This window comes from Pseudanabaena sp. CCNP1317, from assembly GCF_034931345.1.
Classification (GTDB): domain Bacteria; phylum Cyanobacteriota; class Cyanobacteriia; order Pseudanabaenales; family Pseudanabaenaceae; genus Pseudanabaena; species Pseudanabaena galeata.
In genome coordinates, this window is sequence record NZ_JAYGIF010000151.1 from 31,102 (window position 1) to 48,034 (window position 16,933).

Here is a 16,933-nt window from a genome sequence, read left to right on the forward strand (position 1 = left end):
GCAATAGCTGCAACAAATATGTAGTGAATATTTGTTACATTTATTACAAATCAACTAGCCACCTAAAGATTTTTGATAGTCCATAGAGTAAGTAACCCAAACTGAGGTTACTTACAGCGTGAGTTCGATATAGCCATTTGCGCCGTGCTTCGCACGATGCAAATGACGAAAAATGGTAAGAATCGCTTAGCAATTCTTACCATTTTTCGCTTTCGTCGAACTGACGTTACTTACAGCGTTTTGGCAACGAGACTCATTATAAAAATCGGTTTCATGAAAGCCTACCATCAGTAGGCTTTCATGAAACCGATTTTATTGTTTTTAGCGCCCTAGACGCTAAAAACAATAAAATCAGTTTTGCAATGAGATTTACTGCTGTTTTGAAGTAATTAAACAAAAACTTAAGAACTTAAAGTAAAATTTGGCTAAGGGATGTTTAGATATAGATTTTATAAAATTCTGCGGTTGTGCCTATGTATGCTAATAGTCAGGAAGTTTCGCTTGAACAGGCTATCATTCGTTCTCCCTTAACAATCTCGGCAAGTGCAACAATTGCAGATGCGATCGCCTTGATGAGTGTAGGTAGTCAAACTTGCGATCTATTATGTGAAATTGACTCAGAAACCAACTTGCAATTAGCCCATGCCCAAAATAGTTGCATTTTAGTAACCGAAGAGAAGAAGCTAATTGGGATTTTGACAGAACGGGATTTGGTAAAGCTTTGTGGACAATCAGCCCAAAATTCAAAATGTAATCTGACTGAGACGGCAATCTTTGAGGTGATGACATATCCAGTTCAATCACTATTGGAATGGGAATTTACCGATATACTTGTGCCGATTAACCGCTTCCATCGTTATAACATTCGACATTTGCCCCTAGTAAACGATCTCAGTGAAGTCGTTGGGTTACTCACCCATGAGAGTTTGCGACAGTTGTTGCGACCCGTCGATATGCTGCGCTTGCGTCAGGTTAGAGAGATAATGATTACCGATGTAGTATATGCAAGTCTTACAGCTTCAGTCTCAAAAATTGCGAACTTGATGTTAGAACAGAAGGTTAGCTCGGTAGTAGTTGTCTCAGAGTGTGATGGTGGTTTATGTCCTGTAGGCATTGTTACTGAAGGCGATATCGTGCAGTATCTTGCTTTAGAGTTAGATCTAGTAAAAACATCTGTAGATGTAGTCATGAGCTTCCCTGTGGAGACAGTCAGTCGAGATGAGACATTGTGGACAGTGCGGGAGACTATGCAAGAGCGGATGATTAATCATTTAATAGTTACAAATATCGATGGACAAATGGAGGGAATCATTGGTCAAAGCGATCTGCTCAGGACATTACAACCAACTGAAATTTATAAATTAGTCTCTGTTCTAGAAACAAAAATGTCCCGACTAGAGCAAGAAAAACTTGAAATACTCCAAAATCAAAATAAGTTACTAGAGAGTCAAGTGCAAGAAAGGACATCGGCACTAGCTGATAGTAATAATATGTTTCGTCAATTTGCTGACCATAATCGGGCTGTGATTGTCATTCGTGAAGCTCGCTCCAACAAGGTTCTGTATGTGAGTCCTAGATATTCAGAGATATGGGGGCAACCAAGTGAGAATTTATATCAAAATCCTGATATATGGATGCAGTCGATTCATCCTGAAGATATAGATAGAATTAATCAAGCTCATGTCTTAACTGCTAATAGTGGAGCCTTTAGTGAAGAGTATCGAATTGTGCGTCCTGATGGAGAAGTTCGATGGATATGGGGACGCTGCTTCTCTTTAAAAAATGCCCAAGGGAACATTGAGCAAATTGCGGCTGTAGCCGAAGACATCAGCGATCGCAAGATTTCAGCCATAGCTTTACAACAGAGTGAACAACGCTTAAGAGCTAGTGAATCTCTTTTAAGTGCGATGTTTGAACGCTCAGTTGTAGGTATGGCGATTACTGATGCTCATGGTAGATTTGTGCGGGCTAATCCTTTCTATCAACAAATGGTTGGCTATTCTGAGCAAGAACTACAGTTAATGCGATTTACTGATAATATGCTGCCTGAAGAGATCGAAGATAATTTGAGGTTGCGTACTCAAGTCTTATCTGGAGAAAGTGAAGGCTATCAAATGGAAAAGCGTCTTTTACATCGAGATGGAAAGATGCTTTGGGTAAGGACAACTAGTTCTAAAATATTAGATGAAGTTGGTCAGCCACCACTTTTTGTTGGTGTCATCGAAGATATTAGCGATCGCAAACAAGCTGAAGAATCTTTGAAAAGTGCGGAAGTCGAACGCCAAGAAGCGATCGAAGCTCTCTATCAACTCAATCAGCAATTAGAGTCTAGGGTTGAGCAACGTACTCAAGAACTTCAGTTTGCCAATCAACAATTAATAGAAACCAATGCTGAGCTAGCGAGAGCAACCAAGCTTAAGGATGAGTTTCTTGCCAATATGAGTCATGAACTTCGTACACCGCTCAATGCGGTTTTGGGAATGTCTGAAGGTTTGATGACTGGAGTATTTGGAGATCTCAATGAACGACAGATGCGATCGCTATCTCTAATTGAAAGTAGTGGTCGGCATCTATTGGCTTTAATTAATGACATTTTGGATGTTGCCAAAATTGGTGCAGGGAAATTAGATCTGGAACTTAGCTCTGTAGAGGTAGAGTATCTTTGTAAGTCTAGTCTCAACTTTGTAAAACAGGTTGCTAATCAGAAAAACATTCAGCTTAAATTAGCGATCGCCCCTAACATCCAATCAATCATAGTTGATGAACGCCGCATGAGGCAATCTCTGATTAATCTACTCAGCAACGCGGTCAAGTTCACCCCTAAAAATGGAATGGTTTCCTTAGAAGTGAAGCTTCAAAAGATAGAAGCTTTGGAATTAATTACCGAATGTGCCTATGCGCTAGTCTTCTCAATCATCGATACAGGTATTGGTATTTCTCCAACAGATATTAGTAAATTATTTCAAGCTTTTGTCCAGATTGATAGTAGTCTAAACCGTCAATATGCAGGCACAGGGCTAGGACTCACCCTAGTCAAACAGATTGCAGAACTGCATGGAGGATCTGTAAGGGTTGCCAGTCAAGTCGGTAAGGGAAGTTGTTTTTCGATAGTTCTACCCCATAGAGAGAGCATTAACGTAGAATCTCCTGATTTAGCTGACAATCATCGTTGTGACAGCAATTTAGATAGTAGTTTAGATAACGATTTAGATAATAGTTTGTCGGTTGATGCCTTGATTTTACTAGCGGATGATAATCCAAGTAATATTGAAACCTTTTCTAATTATTTAACTAGTCGAGGATATCGACTAATTTTTGCAAATAACGGTCAAGAGGCGATTAATATGATTATTGACCAAAGCCCTGATCTAGTTTTGATGGATATCCAAATGCCAGTCTTAGATGGGATCGGCGCGATCGCCCAGATTCGAGCAAATCCAAATATTAACCATATCCCGATTGTTGCCTTAACTGCTCTTGCCATGGCAGGCGATCGCGAAAAATGTTTAGCAGTTGGTGCAAATGAATATCTGACCAAACCTGTGAAACTATCTTATCTAGTTAAAATTATTCAACAACAACTCCAGAAAAAACTTAATTACTGATGTTACGTGGAACTCAGATGATGAATCTTTTGCTGCTAGCACAACAGGGCAACCACGGGGGGGATTGCCCCTACCCCAATAATTTAGATTTTTGTAGGGGCTGTGCCCCCGTGCCAGCCCTAGACTTAGATGATCGTAGGAATTCTATCCACGTAACATCAGTTAATTAATGGTAGTGCGGGGTTTGAGTACAAAACTAGGACATAAACCCAAAAGAATAATTGGTGGCGCAAAGCGCCACCAATTATTCTTTTGGATTAAAGCAAACTATTGCCAAGTTTGGCGAAATGCTTTGACCACTTGATCCATACCCACCGATCGCGAAGCCTTGAAGAGAATCCGATCGCCACTTTTGACTTTTTGTAAAAGCGTCTGTGTAATATCTTCATAGGACTGACAGGCGATCGCATATTTTAACGATCCATTGGCTCCTGCTAAAATTGCATCTGCCTCACCATCGGTCAAGATAATCGCTCCTTCGATTCCCAGTTTACTAATCGCTTCACCGACTTGACGATGCAATTGAGTAGACATTTCTCCCAATTCCTTCATCGTTCCCAACACCGCCCAATGACGCTTGGCGGGCATATCCGCAAGTTGTCTTAGAGCAGCCAACATTCCTTCAGGAGAAGCGTTATAAGTTTCATCAAGAATAATCACATCTTGAGGCAACTCGTATAATTGCGCTCTGCCAAAGGGTAAATCGAGTTTCCCTAGCCCTTGAGTAGTCCTAGCCCAGTCAAGATTTAACGCCTTGAGAACGGCTAAACCTGCCAAAAAATTTAAAGCATTATGCCGACCGGGTAAGGGTAATTCCCATGTCAAACCCTCTACCTGTAACTGATTATCAATTAGTTCTCCATTGATATCGCCAGTTCCCAAACCATAGGTAAGCGTTTTACCCTCCCAAACCTTGCTCGCAGTCTCTAGTAAAAGGGGATTACTAGCATTCAAAACAACCGTACCAGTGGGAGGTGTTTCCGCTAAAAGTTCACATTTAGCTTGGGCGATCGCTTCTCTTGATCCCAATCGCCCAATATGCGCCGTCCCAACATTGGTGATTACGCTTACCGTGGGCAAAGCCGTTTTTGCAAGCCGCTCAATTTCACCTAAACCACGCATTCCCATTTCTACAACCACAAAATCATCCTGCTCAGGGGCGATCGCTAATAGGGTTTGCGCTACACCAATATCATTATTATGATTAGCCTGACTTTTGTGGACGCGATGATCGGCTGTAGTGACATAGCAAGCCAACATACTCGCAATAATTTCTTTAGTGGTAGTTTTGCCCACAGAGCCAGTAATCGCTACTACTGGGTTTGAAAACTGCGATCGCCACCAACGCGCTAGATCTTGATAGGCTGCGATCGTATTGTCAACTGCTAGGACAGGCAAACCTGCGGCGGCAGTGGAACTAGCCCATTCACGACTGACGATCGCCGCCACTGCCCCTTGGGCGATCGCCTGAGCCACAAACCCATGACCATCGAAATTTTCGCCTATTAGAGCCACAAACAACTCTCCAGCTTTGAGTTTGCGGCTATCGGAAATAACGCCCCTTATCTCTTTGTTTTGCGCGTTTTCGTCAATATTGGCAACCGTTGCGGATGTGATGGCGATCGCTTGGCTAATCGTACAAATACAGGTCATGCTTAATTTTTTCTGTTCGTAGCTGTTCTAAGCTGAGGATGGAAAGCCTGAACTTAATAAGAAAGCCATACAAAGCATGGCTTTCTTATTAAGTTGATAGGCTTAATATCATTAGCTTTATTATTATCAGGCTTCAGGCAGCACATCATCACCAAACATTTCTTCTAAAGTTGTGAGATAAGGCTCAAACTCTTGGACATGTTCTTCGGAAAGATGGTTATGCATCTCTTGAGAAAGTAATCTTAACAAAGTGCGGACTAGTTCCCAACTAACTTTTAAAGGTGGATAGAGCATGATGCAAAGAGGAAAAAGCTCTTGTTGAATTGAAGAAACACTTTTTTCCAACGCACAGAGACAAAGATAAACTTGGAACATCTCAATATCGCGTAAGCTAGAAATACGAACTTGAGGCGAACTCAGCACGCCACTATGGCACTGATAGTCAGAATGCATAATCAGGGTTTTCTGAGAAACTTGACGAGCAATTTCACTGGTTAATGTCAGCAGATGGCGTACAGCCGCCAGAGCGATATCATCATATTCCAGATTTCCTGCCGCTTCGTAGCATCTTTGCAAAGGCATGTAGAGGTGATCGTCAATGACCTTGAAGTAGGAGTTCACCATCAGTTTTTCTAGGGATGGCAGTGAATCAAGCAGTAGCTGTCCACTGTAATGAAACTGCATACTCACAAACCCGATCGCCCTTGGATCAACTGCTGTGTATTTTTTGCGAATCTTGCCCACACTTTGAGCGATCGCTACTGAAAGTTGACCAACTGTTGGCAGTTGCGTATAACTTTCTAGCCTCAGATTCTGCCCATCGGCATTCAAGTCTATTTGTACTAGACGAGAATGCGAATTCTCTGTGTATATGTTGAGAGCTTGTTCCAATAAAAAACGAGAATCTGTGGCAATTTGCCAAGGATCAATTAGATCTGCGGAAATCCCATGGGCTTGCAACTGTCCCACCAGTAGACTTTCAGTCTTCGCCCATGCTTGAGCGCTAGAAAAACGCAAAGATTGCAATAGATTGGTTGCGGTAGATTTACGCCTTTCTGGGGAGAGGATTTCACCTAAATTATTAGATTGAATATCTCGTTTTGGTGAATCCGCTTGCAGATTTTGAATATACTTTTTTGCCCAAATGTTTGCGAGAGTCGGGACAGAATCACTGCTCACATTGTGAAAATCTTCTGCGAGATTATCTACAGAGGTATGTCTGATCATTGAGACTCCGAGAGTAAAAGATTTTTTAAATTATTGACATTATATTTCTTGCTTGGAACAGTAGCTAAGATTTAGGAAAAGCAAAACAATGATTGATTTCGCAATAATCACTTACAGCGTTTTGCGCTCAAACCCAAACCAAGAAAATTTTTGAAAGCGTTGCAACGCAACGCTTTCAAAAATTTTCTTGTGGTTCGTTTGATCGGTAATTGCTGTAGGGCATTGCTCAGCCAAGGGTGATAATCGCTGAATCTACCATTTCGTGCCAGCTAATACCAAAGCATATACCAAAGCATAAAATGGAGCGTAGCCATTTTGTGCTTTTAAAACCCTTACTGTGTCTGGTTTTTAATTGACGAATGTGTGGTGACACTTTCGTGATTCTTACCTGATAAACCGCAAAAGCAAAAAAACAAATGCTGCAATTGGGGCTTGGAAACCAAGCCCCTACCTTTACAGACATGTAGAGATTTGGTCTCCAAAACCTCTTTTACAGCACTAAGCGTTGTAAAAGAGGTTTTGGAGACATGATGACTATCTTTGATCTATGTAACAACATAGGTTTGGGTGGAGTTGGATAGAATTTCCACAATCAAACAGGGATTAGTAAATTCCATCTATTTTTGCTCAACAAAAATTTGCTGATTATCAACAAATAGAAACTCTAGAGGAATATGTCCTAGTCAACACCTAACGCCAGCGCCTTGACTGTTTCTGCCGCAATCAAGAAGGACTTTGGGTATTAAAGTCTTACTCTGGAGAACAAGATAAATTCCAATTGTCGAGCATCAATTTTGAAGGGAAATTTGCCGATCTTTATGAAGACGTGACATTTTAGCAAAGGCGATCGCCTATAATGCTCACTAGATAGCAAAGATACTTTTGCGGTGATTCCGATGCTCCAAATCGATCTCAAACATCTCCCCACCAGTGACGAATTACCCGATTCTGATGATACGTCTGTGGATAATGAAGACCAGAATTTTTTACCAAATCTATTATTGTTCTTATTGGAATATATTTGGAAAAGTCGCGACGATTGGTACTTTGGTGTCGATATGGGTATCTATCACACCACTGGCGTGAGTCCCAGAATTCCCAGAATTCCCGATGGATTTTTGAGCTTAGGTGTGGAGCGGCGTAAAAATGGCGGTTCGCGTAGCAGCTATGTGATGTGGGAAGAGGAATATACTGCACCGATTTTGACCTTAGAAGTTGTCTCCCATAGCTATGGTGATGAATATGAGAAAAAGCTAGATATTTATCGCAAATTGGGTGTCAAATATTATGTGATTTATAATCCTCAATTCTGGCGGCGCGATGGACATTTGCCCTTTGAGGTTTATACATTGGTTGACGGTAATTATCAATTGCAGATTGGTGAGCCGCTATGGATGCCAGAAATCGGTTTGGGGATTGGGCGTTGTGTATTGCCGAGCGATCGCTTTAGGCGCGAAGTTTTAAGTTGGTTTGATGACAGAGGTCAGCGTTATCTCACTACTGACGAACAGGCTGACATGGAAAGTCAGCGTGCTAATTTCGAGCGACAACGAGCTAATGCCGAAAATCAAAAGGCTCAGTCTGAGCAACTACGGGCTGATGCTGCCGAAAAACAGGTGGAGTTGTTGTTGGCAAAGTTGCGATCACTTGGTATTGATGAGGAGTAAAACGTCACTATCAAAATCGCGATCGCAAGAAATGTAAAATAGGTTTAGCTCATATTGTCGTGAAACTATGCCCGTACCCGTTGAACAGTTACTTAACTCCGAAATCCTCAAACCTGCTCGTTATTTAGGTAATGAGTTTGGCGCAGTGCATAAGCCTTGGGAGCAGGCGATCGTGCGCTGGTCGCTGACCTATCCTGAAATTTATGAGGTGGGTGCATCAAACTTGGGGCATATCATTCTTTACAGCATCATTAATTCTCAAGATGGGCAACTTTGCGATCGCGCCTATCTCCCCGCACCTGACCTCTCAGCAAAACTCCGCGAAACCAAAACAGATTTGTTTGCTGTCGAGTCTAAGCGATCGCTGCGGGAATTTGACATTTTAGGCTTTAGTCTTAGTTATGAACTAGGCGCAACCAATGTTTTGGAAATGTTTGACCTTGCCAATATTCCCATGACTTGGCGAGAAAGGAGTGAGTTAAGTATAGAGGAATGTCCTTTAATCTTTGCAGGGGGACAAACTGCCACTTCTAATCCTGAACCCTATGCGGACTTTTTTGATTTCTTTGCCCTTGGTGATGGTGAAGAACTATTACCTGAAATTGGCGAAGTTCTCAAAGCCTGCAAATTAGCAGGGAAGGATCGCCGTGAAACTCTCTTGGCGCTTGCCAATGAGGTTAATGGTGTCTATGTGCCAGCATTTTATGACATGGATGAGAAAACGGGCGCAGTTACTCCCAACCGTAGCGACGTTTCTCCCCGTGCGTTACGGCGGGTGGCTACACCAATGCCTGAACATAGTATTGGCTTAGTTCCCCTCGTGGAAACAGTTCACGATCGCCTCGTCATCGAAATTAGAAGAGGCTGTACTCGCGGCTGTCGCTTTTGCCAACCTGGGATGCTCACCCGTCCCGCCCGTGATGTCGAGCCTGAAAAAGTTGTCGATACCATTGAGAAAGCCATTCGTGAAACAGGATATAACGAGTTCTCTTTGCTTTCCCTATCCTGTTCCGATTATCTCGCCTTACCATCGGTAGGCGTACAGATCAAGAATCGCTTCAAAGATGAACATGTGACGCTCTCATTGCCTAGCCAAAGAGTCGATCGCTTTGATGAGAACATAGCCCATATGCTGCGTAGTGGTGATGGTCGTCAGCAGGGGCTAACCTTTGCCCCTGAAGCGGGAACCCAACGCTTGCGGGATGTGATTAATAAGGGCTTGACCGATGAAGAGCTATTGCAAGGTGTAAAAACTGCCTATGTTGAAGGTTGGGATAAGGTCAAACTCTATTTCATGATTGGCTTGCCGACGGAAACCGATGAAGATGTGATTGGTATCGTTAATACAGTGGAATGGCTCCAAAATGAATGCTCGCAAAAGGGAAGGAAGAAAATCTCCTTTAACTTGACTATTTCTAACTTCACGCCCAAGCCTCATACACCTTTTCAATGGTTCACTGTCTCTAGTGGTGAGTTTGTGCGGAAGCAGCAATTACTTCGCAAGGAGTTTCGTCGTCTCAGTGGAGTGAAAGTGAACTATACCGAAGTTCGCATCAGTGCGATGGAGGACTTTGTTGGGCGTGGCGATCGCCGTTTGGGTAAAGTGCTGTATCGTGCTTGGCAACTGGGTGCAGGTATGGACTCATGGTTTGAAAATACCGAAAAAGCTTTTGGCGCTTGGACACAGGCGATCGCCGAGGCAGATCTAGTTTGGGATGCACCATCGTTAAAAATGGAGGATGCTTTACCTTGGGATCACATTGATACGGGTATCGATAAACAATGGTTGATCGAAGATTGGGAAAGAGCGATCGCGGCTCAGATCGTTCCTGACTGTTCCTTTGGTGGTTGTTCCCATTGTGGAGTCTGTGGCCCTGAATTTGGACATAACGAGGTGATTCCACCGCCCGAAGTGCCGCCTATTTCTCTAGAGAAGCCCAAAGTACCGCCCAGAGTTCAACGCATCCGCCTCAAGTTTGGCAAATTAGGCGATATGAGTCTAATTTCTCATCTAGACCTGCATCGATTCTTCCAACGTGCGGCTAGGAGGGCTGCTTTGCCTGTTGCTCATACTGAAGGTTTCAATCCATTACCACGTATTTCCATCGCGAAGGCTCTGCCGCTCGGTCAAACTAGCAGCGCTGAGTTTGTGGATTTTGAGCTAACAGCAACTATGCCCATTGAAGAATTTCAAGAACGTTTCAAAGCAGAATTAGATGCGGATCTGCCAATTTATGCGATCGAAGAGGTTCCTGTTCATGCGCCTTCTTTGGATGCGATGCTCGAAGTGGCTGAATATACGCTCACTTGCGCCTTTATTACGCCAAAAGAACGTAATGCGGCGGATATTATGGATTTGCTAGAAGGTGCGAGTTATTGTGTGCTAGCAGCAACTTCGATCCAAATGCCGAAAGTCTCGAAATCAGGTCGCAATCAGATGTTGGAATTACGCGATCGCTTGTTTGCGATCAATGTCATCAACCCAGATCCTGAGTTGCCCAAAATCCATTTTATGGGAAGTTGTAAGCCTGATAGCAATCTCAAACCTGAGTATGTGGTCTATATGATGAATAAGTATCTTGCAGAAGAAGATGAAATTAAATTAGTCAAAGTTCATCGCGAATCGATGCGCTAATCATCCTAGGCAAGGGACTTAAGTCCCTTGCCTAAATGTTACTGACAGGACAAATTTAAGGCTTTAATATGGCTAAACTAACTCTACCGCAAGCTTGCTTTCTAATTCATCACAAAATACCTTTATCTCAAGTCTTTGATGCGACGGGTATGAAAAAGAAGGAATACCAAAAGGTAATGAAAGATTTGGGTATGACTATTGCGATTGGATTAAATCCTTGTACAGCAAGAGAAAGACATACTCTTAAAGATAAATATGGTCATTGCGTTCAATGTGAAACTAATAACTTCGCTTTTCAGAAACGTTACAACGAGTTGGGATTCATTTATGTTGCAAGCTCTGAGAGCATTGGATTAGTAAAAATTGGTACAGCAAAAGATACTGCAAAAAGAGAATACAGTCTGAATAACGTCGGATATGGTGGTTGTAATGATTGGAAAATCCAATTTACTCAACAATATGAGAAAATGGGTCGCATAGAATTTGATGTGCATCAATCTTTGAAAACTTACAGCGTTTCTAAAGAGTATTGGAGACAAGGTAATCCAGTTGAGTGTAGTGAGCTTTTTAACTGTTCAGTTGAATTAGCCATCAAAACTATTGAAGATAATATTTTGCGGTATCGATAATTAGACAATTTCTTGAATGCTAATCTTGAGTTTTCCAAAGTTAGTTTTATGCATAGATGCCAACATGACAGCAATCTCAACACTGAATATGTAATCTATATGATGAATAAGTATTTTGCAGAAGAGGAAAATTGCTCAAGGTTCGGTGGGCATCGATGCGCTAAAAAATAAGCAATACAGGTTTTTCTATGAAGGCGGCGCTCCGCGCCGCCTTCACTTATTTTAGACTGTTGCTGCTACAGGTACTGCATCCGTAGCTTCAGGGCTATTCTGCTCTGAAGGTGGTACAACTTGCCAGAACTTCGGCAAATAGCTAGACCAATTATCGAGAATTTCCTTCGCTCTAGAACTACCAGTATACTCATAGCTAGATTGAATCGATTCCTTTAGCTGATTCTCACCTGCGACGGTGCAAACCCGTTGGACTTTGAGAACTTCTTGGCTTAAGCGCTCTTTGAACTTACCATCAATATCAAGGAAATAAGCAATTCCGCCTGTCATCCCAGCGCCAACATTACGACCTGTGGTTCCTAGAACTACAACTACGCCACCCGTCATATATTCAGAGCAGTGGTCACCTGTTCCTTCCACTACTGCCTTTGCACCAGAGTTCCGCACTCCGAAACGTTCGCCAGCACGTCCATGCACAAACAGATAGCCACCCGTTGCTCCATATAGGCAGGTGTTGCCAATGATGGCATTGTCCGCAGGATTGAAGGTGCAATCAGGTTTTGGCTTGATGCTGATTGTGCCACCATTCATCCCTTTGCCAATGTAGTCATTGGCTTCACCGACTAGAGATAGATTCAAGCCATTGATATTGAATGCGCCGAAGCTTTGACCTGCTGCGCCTACAAATTCGAGATTGAGGTGGCTAGCTAGTCCAGAGTTACCATATTGCTTAGCGATCGCCCCAGATACTCTCGCAGGCACTGAACGATCAGTATTAACGATCGCATAGGTTTTACTTAAATCAGTTTGATTAGCGATCGCATCCTGCACTTCGAGATCTGCCAAGATTTCGTCATCAAGAACTGCACCATTGCTATGGGAAGTTGGAGAATGCTCTAACCAACTGCGATCGCTCTTGGTGTCAGGGAGATTGATGAGGCAACCTAAATCTACTTGATTGAGATTAAGTTTAGCGAGTTTCAAGTCTTGACGCTGAGCCAATAGGTCAGAACGTCCGATGATCTCTTTGAGGGATTTGTAACCGAGCTTCGCAAGGATTTGACGTACTTCTTCAGCGACAAAGTAAAGGAAGTTAACCACATGTTCAGGCGTTCCAGGGAAGCGTTTGCGGAACTGCTCTAGTTGCGAAGTGACACCGACGGGGCATTTGTTTGTGTGACATACTCGCGCCATGATACAACCTTCAGCAATCATCGCCGCCGTACCGAAGCCGTATTCTTCACCACCGAGGAGAGCGGCGATCGCCACATCCCAACCAGTTTTAAATCCGCCATCGACACGCAACAGGACGCGATCGCGCAATTTATTACCCATCAGCACCGTATGCACTTCTGCTAGCCCTAGTTCCCAAGGTGAGCCAGCGTGCTTAATCGAACTTAGGGGTGATGCGCCCGTACCACCATCGTAGCCAGAAATTTGGATGATGTCGGCATTTGCCTTAGCTACACCTGCGGCGATCGTGCCGATTCCAATTTCTGATACTAGTTTTACAGATACCTTTGCCGTGGGATTGATCTGATGCAAATCATAAATCAACTGCGCGAGGTCTTCGATGGAATAGATGTCATGGTGTGGAGGAGGCGAAATTAGCGATACCCCTGCTTTGGAATTTCTCAACATGGCAATATAGCTGCTGACTTTTGGTCCTGGCAACTGTCCGCCTTCTCCAGGTTTCGCACCTTGAGCGACTTTAATTTCTAGTTGATTAGAACTCACTAGATAGGAAGGAGTGACTCCAAAACGTCCCGATGCAATCTGTTTAATTGCTGAGTTTGCTGTGTCACCATTCTTCAAACCTTTGAGATGAGGGAATGTTGCCGAAATACCATTAGCATCCACATCATTAATTGGTAGATAGCGAATCGGATCTTCACCACCTTCACCGCAGTTCGATTTACCACCAACACGATTCATCGCGATCGCAAGGACTTCATGGGCTTCACGGCTCAAGGCTCCGAGGGACATGGCTCCCGTACAGAAGCGCTTCAGAATTTCAGAAACATCTTCGACTTCTTCTAGGGGAATGCTAGGGCGATCGCTCTTAAATTCGAGTAAATCACGTAGCGCCGTTGGTGTGCGATTCTGTAACTGTGTGCGATAGACTTCGTAATGATCATAGCCATCATCCGCTACTGCTTTATGCAAAGCCTTTGCCATTTCAGGACTGTTCATGTGGTACTCACCCGTGGGGCGATACTGCACAAAGCCGTAGTTCTCTAGCTTTTTGATTTGCAATTCAGGGAAGGCTTGAGAATGGAAACTGAGTAATTCCGATGCAATATCAGCGAAGTTAACACCACCAACGCGGGAAACTGTTCCCTTAAAGCAATTGGTAATTACTTCTTCGCCAATACCGATCGCCTCAAAGATTTGTGCGCCACTGTAGCTCGACAGGAGCGAAATCCCCATTTTCGAGAGAATCTTTAATAATCCGCCTTCAACTGCTTTACGATAGCTATCTTGAACCTGAGTAATTGTCAGGGACTTGATTTTGCCCTGTTGCATTTGCATTTGGGTCTTGGCTTTACCCCACCATTGGCGGGTGGTTTCCAAGGCTAGGTAAGGACAGATGGCACTGGCTCCATAACCGATCAAGCAAGCAAAATGATGGGTACTCCAACATTGAGCCGTTTCCACAATGATCGAAGCTTTCATCCGAAGCCCTTCGGTACAGAGACGGTGATGGACAGCACCCACGGCTAGCAATGGGGGAATATAGGCACTTTCAGCGCTCAAGTTGCGATCGCTTAAAATCAACAATTTTGCGCCATCACGAACCGCATTTACAGCAGCATCACTGAGCTTAGTGATCGCCTCCTTCAGTCCATTAGCTCCTGAGGCGATCGTGAATAACATATCTAATTTTGCCGAAGCAAAACCTAATGATTGCAGCTCATCAAGCTCTGCTTCATTGATTACGGGACTCTTTACCTTAATCTGATTAGCCGCCTCAGGAGTGGCAAGGAGCAAATTCGCTCTTTCTCCTAAGAACATCGATAAAGACATCACCGTTCCCTCACGCAGAGGATCGATTGGTGGATTAGTCACCTGTGCAAAGCGTTGCTTAAAGTAGTCATAGAGCAGGTGGGGACGTTGCGACAAAAATGCAAGGGGTGCATCATCGCCCATGCAGAAGACTGGCTCCTTTCCATCTTGAGCCATAGCTTCAATCACCATTTCCACGTCTTCGAGGGTGTAGCCAAAGGCGGTTTGATAGGTAAGAACTTTCTGCTCATCAAGGGTTGGCACTTCTGCAAAAGGTTTGACTTCCAGATTCTTCCGATATTGTTTAATCCATTCACCATAGGGATGAGCCTTCGCGACTCGCTCCTTAATTTCCCAGTTGTGGAGAATCTCATGGGTTTGCAAATCCACAGCGATCGTTTGCCCAGGACCAAGGCGACCTTTTTCAATGATATCCGTTTCAGGAATATCCACAGTTCCTGCTTCTGAGCTAACGATCACCATGCCATCATTAGTAATCATGTAACGAGCAGGACGTAAGCCATTGCGATCCAGCGCCGCACCGACGATTTTGCCATCACTGAAGGCTAACAAGGCGGGGCCATCCCAAGCTTCTTGTAAGCCACTGTAATATTCGTAGAAATCAACGATTGCTTGGCGATCGCTTAAATCTGGTTGATTCTCATAGGCTTCTGGCACAAGGATCATCATTGCCTCAAGTGGACTATGCCCTGTCTCAATTAGCAATTCAAAAACGTGATCGAGTGTTGCTGAATCGCTCTCATTTGGCTTAAGAATGGGTAGCAAATCCTTGAGGCGATCGCCCTTTGCGTCTACCCAAGTAGGATGGGTGAGATCGCCTTGACGAGCAAGGAACCAATTGGTATTTCCCTGCAAAGTATTAATTTCACCATTGTGACCGAGAAAACGCATCGGTTGAGCAAGGGGCCATTTTGGTAAGGTATTGGTGCTAAAACGACGGTGATAGATGGCATAAGCCGACACATAATCGGGATTTTGCAGGTCTGCATAAAACGCATCCAATACCGCCGATCGCACCATCCCTTTATAAATGACAGTGGCGTTAGACAGAGATGGCACATAAAAATCGCTAGGGAGATCAGGAGCTAGCTTTTTGACCTCAAGTTTAATGCGCCGACGGGTAATGTAAATCGCTCTCTCAATCTGATCGATCTGTTGATGATCGGCATCCGCCACGAAAATCGCTTGTTCGATCTGGGGTTGATTTTCCCTAGCTTGAACACCCAATACCTCTGGATTTACAGGCACAATTCGCCATCGTAGGAGTTTTAAGCCTTCTTCTGCGGCAATTCTCTCGGTAATGGCGCGACATTTAGCCGCATGATCCTCATCCTGTGGCAAGAAAAACATCCCCAAAGCTGAATGCTCAGGATCGATGGCTAAATCTGTAAATTCCTTTTGTAACAAACCCCAAGGAATTGCGGTCATCAAACCTGCACCATCGCCCGAATCTTGATCGGCGCTACATCCGCCGCGATGTTCCATACAAGTCAGTGCTTTGAGAGAATTGCTCACAATCTTATGGCTAGCACGACCTTCTTTGTCCGCAATAAATCCTACCCCACAGGCATCACGCTCTTCCACCAGCCAGTAGGGCCCTTGGACAAGATTATTAGTTCCAGACTGATTAGACTGACTTATATTCACGCGGCTCACTTCCATCGGATTAATTGTTGCTATCAAAAAATGTATGTTGAAATTATGAGGTTCTTGAGGTGGGTAATGAAGCTATCACAGCATCAAAAGCAGCCCTTGAACATTATTAACTGATGTTACGTGGAAGTTTCTAAGACCCTCACCCCTAGCCCCTCTCCCAAAGGGCGAGGGGAACAAGATTTTTCTGGATTTTGCTCCCCCTCTCCTCTCTGGGAGAGGAGGCTGGGGGGTGAGGGCAATCTTTACTCCACGTAACAGTCAGTTATTAATTCTAAATTAAGCTTTCTAGTAACAGATTTAAAGCTGCTAAGTAGCTGAGCTTAATTAAAACCTAGAAACCAGAGGTTGTTCCGCCCGCTACGCGGGCGGAACAACCTTTTGGTTTTTAGTTTACTTATGCCTAGCTACTTAGTATCTGGCTTATAGAAATTTGCTTTAAATTGACCGAGACTGTCTAAAAGTATTGCAGATTTATCTTCTTACCTTAGCTAGGGCTTTGGATTTGAGCAAAACTCACTATTTGAACTAAGCTTGCATTTATGTATTTGCATAAAGGCGGATTTTAGATTATAACTATCTACTTAGCTCTATGTATAGATGCTAAACAGATGTCTTTGTGTAGATTTTAGAGTGGGGCATCACTGATTATAAGCGACAAAACTT

General features: G+C 43.6%; 7 protein-coding genes and 1 pseudogene. 5 read left to right on the plus strand and 3 right to left on the minus strand.

Annotation, left to right across the window (positions count from 1 at the left end; translation table 11 throughout):
• The first annotated feature begins 473 nt into the window (after window positions 1-473).
• Entirely contained in the window at window positions 474-3,605 is a 3,132-nt protein-coding gene (locus tag VB775_RS23320) for a PAS domain S-box protein (protein WP_281008738.1), read from the plus strand.
• Between the two features lie 267 nt (window positions 3,606-3,872).
• Here VB775_RS23320 and VB775_RS23325 read toward each other — a convergent pair whose 3' ends face one another.
• Both VB775_RS23325 and VB775_RS23330 read right to left on the minus strand, forming a co-directional pair.
• Window positions 3,873-5,258, minus strand: coding sequence for a UDP-N-acetylmuramoyl-tripeptide--D-alanyl-D-alanine ligase (locus VB775_RS23325; protein WP_281008739.1), 1,386 nt, complete (start codon window positions 5,256-5,258; stop codon window positions 3,873-3,875).
• 126 nt (window positions 5,259-5,384) lie between these two features.
• Window positions 5,385-6,485: a hypothetical protein gene (locus tag VB775_RS23330; RefSeq protein WP_281008740.1), complete on the minus strand. Its 1,101-nt coding sequence runs from the start codon at window positions 6,483-6,485 to the stop codon at window positions 5,385-5,387.
• A 634-nt stretch (window positions 6,486-7,119) separates the two neighbouring features.
• Between VB775_RS23330 and VB775_RS26630 the strand changes: the two are divergent.
• The 4 genes and pseudogenes from VB775_RS26630 to VB775_RS23345 form a co-directional block, all read left to right on the plus strand.
• Window positions 7,120-7,323 (plus strand): annotated as a pseudogene (locus VB775_RS26630) (Uma2 family endonuclease); the annotation flags it as partial.
• A 58-nt stretch (window positions 7,324-7,381) separates the two neighbouring features.
• Entirely contained in the window at window positions 7,382-8,152 is a 771-nt protein-coding gene (locus VB775_RS23335; protein ID WP_281008741.1) for a Uma2 family endonuclease, read from the plus strand.
• Between the two features lie 67 nt (window positions 8,153-8,219).
• A complete protein-coding gene (locus tag VB775_RS23340; protein WP_281008742.1) occupies window positions 8,220-10,787 on the plus strand; it encodes a TIGR03960 family B12-binding radical SAM protein in 2,568 nt (855 codons plus the stop codon).
• Window positions 10,788-10,855: 68 nt separating this feature from the next.
• The gene (locus tag VB775_RS23345; RefSeq protein WP_281008743.1) at window positions 10,856-11,416 is read left to right on the plus strand and encodes a GIY-YIG nuclease family protein; all 561 of its coding nucleotides are present in this window, start codon (window positions 10,856-10,858) and stop codon (window positions 11,414-11,416) included.
• A gap of 222 nt (window positions 11,417-11,638) precedes the next feature.
• Here the strand turns inward: VB775_RS23345 and gltB are convergent, their stop codons facing one another.
• Complete coding sequence (gene gltB, locus VB775_RS23350) at window positions 11,639-16,276, minus strand: glutamate synthase large subunit (protein ID WP_281008744.1); 4,638 nt, start codon at window positions 16,274-16,276, stop codon at window positions 11,639-11,641.
• Window positions 16,277-16,933: the final 657 nt, after the last annotated feature.

Excerpts from the sequence above, each read along its gene's own strand:
- gltB (WP_281008744.1), bottom strand. The coding sequence starts at position 16,276 with ATGGAAGTGAGCCGCGTGAATATAAGTCAGTCTAATCAGTCTGGAACT.
- VB775_RS23345 (WP_281008743.1), top strand. The coding sequence starts at position 10,856 with ATGGCTAAACTAACTCTACCGCAAGCTTGCTTTCTAATTCATCACAAA.
- VB775_RS23330 (WP_281008740.1), bottom strand. The coding sequence starts at position 6,485 with ATGATCAGACATACCTCTGTAGATAATCTCGCAGAAGATTTTCACAAT.
- VB775_RS23320 (WP_281008738.1), top strand. The coding sequence starts at position 474 with ATGTATGCTAATAGTCAGGAAGTTTCGCTTGAACAGGCTATCATTCGT.
- VB775_RS23335 (WP_281008741.1), top strand. The coding sequence starts at position 7,382 with ATGCTCCAAATCGATCTCAAACATCTCCCCACCAGTGACGAATTACCC.
- VB775_RS23340 (WP_281008742.1), top strand. The coding sequence starts at position 8,220 with ATGCCCGTACCCGTTGAACAGTTACTTAACTCCGAAATCCTCAAACCT.
- VB775_RS23325 (WP_281008739.1), bottom strand. The coding sequence starts at position 5,258 with ATGACCTGTATTTGTACGATTAGCCAAGCGATCGCCATCACATCCGCA.